Origin of the sequence: Luteococcus sp. (assembly GCF_043424415.1) — a bacterium.
Classification (GTDB): Bacteria; Actinomycetota; Actinomycetes; order Propionibacteriales; family Propionibacteriaceae; genus Luteococcus.
In genome coordinates this window covers 1-3983 of sequence record NZ_JBHWOO010000087.1, presented here as the reverse complement: position 1 = coordinate 3983, position 3983 = coordinate 1, and the positions used below count along the sequence as shown (strand labels likewise).

Sequence of the window (3983 nt, the reverse complement as noted above, 5' to 3'; positions counted from 1 at the left end):
CAGCGGCTGGACCTGCGGGTGCAGCTCTCTCCAGGCCTGGCTGAGTGCCTGCTCGAGGGCCTCGGCCGGCTGGGCGCCGGAGATGCCGTACTTGTTGGCCAGCACGAAGAAGGGCACGCCCTGGATGCCGAGGTGGCCGGCAAGGTTGATGTCGTTCTGGACGGCCTGGTCGAGCTTCTCGGCCACCGGGCCGTCGCCGACTGCCAGACGTGCGGCCTGCTCGTCGAGCCCTGTCTCGGTGGCCAACCGGACCAGCACCTCGGCGTCCCCGATCGACTCCCCGTCGGTGAAGTGGGCCCGGAACAGGGCCATCTCGAGACGCTGGGCCGTGTCACCGTCCTGGTCCTCCACGCGGGCGGCATGCAGCAGGCGGTGGGCGCGGCGACTGTTCGCCACGGCAAGCGACTCGAAGTCGAAGGTCAGGCCCTCGGACTCGCCGGCCGCAGCGACCTGCTGGAAGATCTGGCGCACCTGTTCCTCGGGCATGCCCTTGGACCGGGCGAGGTACTGGGCCTCGGTGCCGTCGAAGGACTCGGGAAGGGCCGGGTCGAGCTGGAAGCTGTGCACTCGGACCCTGACCTGCTCCCGGTGCTCGAAGCCGTCGAGCACGCGCCGGAAGCGCGTCAGTCCGATGTAGCACCACGGGCAGGCAATGTCGGACCAGATGTCGATCTCCATGGCCGCTGCAACCAGCCAGGAACCTGCTTTGTTCCCGTCGGGGCTGCGACCAGCCCACGCACGACTGTGGCGACCCTTGCGCGTCCCTGGAAGCGCTTTGTCAGAGCCATCCGGTGGAATGTGGGTCAGGGACGAGAGGACGCAATGAGGCTGGTCCACGTGGACGGCTCCGGCGCGCAGCGCTCCGGGATCATCTGCTTCAGCTGGGCGGGGGTGGTCGATGACGACTGGGCACAGGTACTGGGGCGTTGACTCGACCATCGCGACGCGCATGCACTGGTGGTGATGGACGGCGGCGGTACCGACACCGGCCATGTCACCGCGCACCGGGCGCTGTGACTCGGCCGGCGACGGGTCCTGGAAGACCCGATGTTCCAGCACTCCGACCGCAGCCAGTGGCTCCAGAGGCCGACATGGTGGCCTATTCCGCCTATCAGCAGGTGCTGGCGCATCCGTGGAAGAGCTTCGCCCGCCACTGGTACCCGATGCTGCGTGGCAATGACGTGCTGGGCGGCCCATGGCGGCTCTGAATCCCAGGCTGACAAGAACGAGCTGCAGGTGCACGGGCCCGGAGGAGAAGCTGGACCCGTTCCCCTGTATGCACAGGAGGCGTCCGCAGGTCCACGGTAGGTCGGATCGGTGACCGGCCCAAGCGGACGCCGTCAGCCCACGCCGTGGCGGGGAAGGAGTTCTCGGGCGCCGGCCATCACCCGCACCGCCTGGCGCACCTTCTCGGCCGTGGGGCGGCGCAGGCGCACGAAGATCCAGTCGCCCTTCACGTCGAGGCGATGCACCCGGTGGTCGTAGAGGTATTCCATCAACCGCGGGCTGGTCACCTGGTGGCCCACCCGCTCGTCGGAGGAGCGGACGGTGAAGTCATCGTTGAAGTCGAGCCATTCGGTGGTGACGGTGTCGCGCCTGACCAGCGGGCGACGGGCAAAGTGCACGTGGTCGGGGACGGCCCGCTCCAGGGGGAGCATCACCACGCAGGCCAGGCCCGCCTCGTCGAGGCCCACGAAGCTGGTGTCGTCGACCTCGCCACGGAACATGCCCCCGTACTGGCTGGCCGGCCGGATCTTCCACAGGAAGAAGAGCAACTCCCGATCCACCGGTGTGAAGCTCCAGCCGCCGTCGCGCACGTACAGGGGATCGAACACGCCGACGGAGTGGTTCGTGACCTCCGGGTAGGGCGGGTCGACGGCCCACGCATCCAGCTCGCCGCTGGCGAGGCGCCGTTCGACCAGCTGGTGGAAACCCACCAGCCGCCGAGCCACCCGATCAGCACGGGACATGGGCTGGGATGCCACCACATGCCGCCCGTCGATCCACAGCGTCAGCGCGCTGCGACGCCCCTGCTGCTCGAGCCACTCCCAGGCGGCGCGGTCCAGCAGGGCGGTGGCCATCGACTCGTCGACGCAGTGCACCCGCCAGGTGCGACCGTCATAGGGGTCCTCGTCGGCCGAGAGGTCCACCTGCACCGGTGGGGCGGGGGACAGCTCGCCGACCGCCTCGAACAGGTCATTGCTCACCAGGAAGGGCAGCAGCGGACGGGAGAGCTCCACCGCCATCATCGAGGCCACCACGGCCACGTAGGGCAGCTGGGTGTCCGGATTGATGGCGATGCCCCGCCCGTTGAGCCCGAGCACCTCCACACCGTCCACCTCCACCCGCCTGTTGGCCACCACGCCGTGACCGGCGGAGCCTGGACAGACCGACGGGACCTGCCGGGTCGCCGTCTCCTCCCACCGCAGCCTGCGCCGGAACCAGCGCATGTCAGCGGTGGGCCGCGATGAGCTCGCCCAGCGTCATGGCATCGCGCGCCTCAAGATCCTTGACCTGCTTGCGGCAGCTGAAGCCGTCGGCCAGCACGATCGCCTCGGGATGTTCCCTCAGGGCGGGCAGCAGGTCGTGCTCGGCCACCTTCACGCTCACCTCGTAGTGGCCGCGCTCCACGCCGAAGTTGCCCGCCAGGCCGCAGCAGCCGCCCAGGGTCACCAGCTCGGCGCCGGTGCGCTGCAGGATCTCCGCATCGGCCGCCCAGCCCAGCACCGAGGAGTGGTGGCAGTGCGGCTGGGCGACGATCGTGTGCCCCGACAGGTCGGGCAGTTCGAGGTCCTCGACCTACAGCAGCAGCTCCGCCAGCGTGTGGACGCCGCGGGCGACCTCCTCGACGCGCGGGTCGTCGTGCAAGAGCTCCTTGGCGTCGCTGCGCCAGACCGCCAGGCAGCTGGGTTCCAGGCCCACCACCGGGATGCCCGCGGCGACGATCGGGTGCAACACGTCGAGGGCGCCGCGCAGCTGCCGACGGGCCCCGTCCAACTGGCCGGTGGTGATCCAGGTGAGCCCGCAACAGGCCGTCTCCTGCAGCACCCGCGGCTCGAAGCCGGCCCGCACCAGGGTCTGCACCAGTCCGGCGAGCTGGTTGCCGACGAAGGCGTCGGTGAAGGAGTCCACCCAGATGACGCAGTCCTTGCCAGCAGTGGCGCCTGCCCGAGCACCATCCTTGGTCTCCGGGCTCTGCTCCTCGGGGTGCTCATAGGGGCTGGGGGCGGTCTCGTCGGCGTGCTGCGCCTCGGCCGGGGTGCCCCCGGGCGTGCTGGACATCGGGGTCGAGGGGATCGTCGCGGCACGGTCCTTGAACTGCGCCCGAGCACTGCCGTCCACCCGGAACTCGGGCATCGGGCGTCGCTGGTCGACGCCGGCAGCCAGCCGCACCAGGTGCTTCAGCCCCGGCATCTGGGTGCCCAGGTTGGCCACTGCGCCCACACCGGGAAGCCGCGTCACCAGACGGCCCCAGCGCGGCAGCCAGCCCAGCGCATAGTGGCTCAGCGGGCGTAGCCGGCCCTGGTAGCTCTCGAAGAGCACCCGGGACTTGTAGCTGGGCATGTCGATGCCGGTGGGGCAGTCCGAGGAGCAGCCCTTGCAGCTCAGGCAAAGGTCCAGCGCCTCGTGCACCTCCGGCGAGCGCCACCCCTGGCTGACCAGCGAGCCGTTGACCATCTCCTGCAGCACGCGGGCGCGGCCACGGGTGGAGTCCTTCTCGTCGCGGGTGGCCTGGAAGCTCGGGCACATCACGCCACCGCCGGCCGTGGAGTCGGCCAGGCACTTGCCCACGCCGGTGCACTGGTGCACGGCCGTGACGAAGTCCGGGTCCTCCAGGCGTAGCGGGGAGTTGATGGTCGCGGCGACGCGGATGTCCGCCTCGACGGGAACCGGATCGACGAGCACGCCCGGGTTGAGCAGGTTCTTGGGGTCGAAGAGCTGCTTGACCTGACCGAACAGGCCGAGCGCCTCGGGGGAGAGAG

4 protein-coding genes are annotated in these 3983 nt (G+C 70.0%); all 4 read right to left on the bottom strand.

Going from position 1 to position 3983, the window contains the following annotated elements:
* Window positions 1-678, bottom strand: a 678-nt coding sequence (locus tag ACHFFZ_RS05245; RefSeq protein WP_394275609.1) for a DsbA family protein, incomplete at its 3' end; no start/stop codon positions are given.
* Window positions 679-1340: 662 nt separating this feature from the next.
* Complete coding sequence (locus ACHFFZ_RS05240) at window positions 1341-2363, bottom strand: hypothetical protein (RefSeq protein WP_394275608.1); 1023 nt, start codon at window positions 2361-2363, stop codon at window positions 1341-1343.
* Window positions 2364-2451: 88 nt separating this feature from the next.
* Window positions 2452-2727, bottom strand: a complete 276-nt coding sequence (locus tag ACHFFZ_RS05235) for a (Fe-S)-binding protein (protein WP_394275607.1) — start codon at window positions 2725-2727, stop codon at window positions 2452-2454.
* Between the two features lie 72 nt (window positions 2728-2799).
* Window positions 2800-3983 (bottom strand): (Fe-S)-binding protein (locus ACHFFZ_RS05230; RefSeq protein ID WP_394275606.1); only part of this gene is annotated, 1184 nt, incomplete at its 5' end.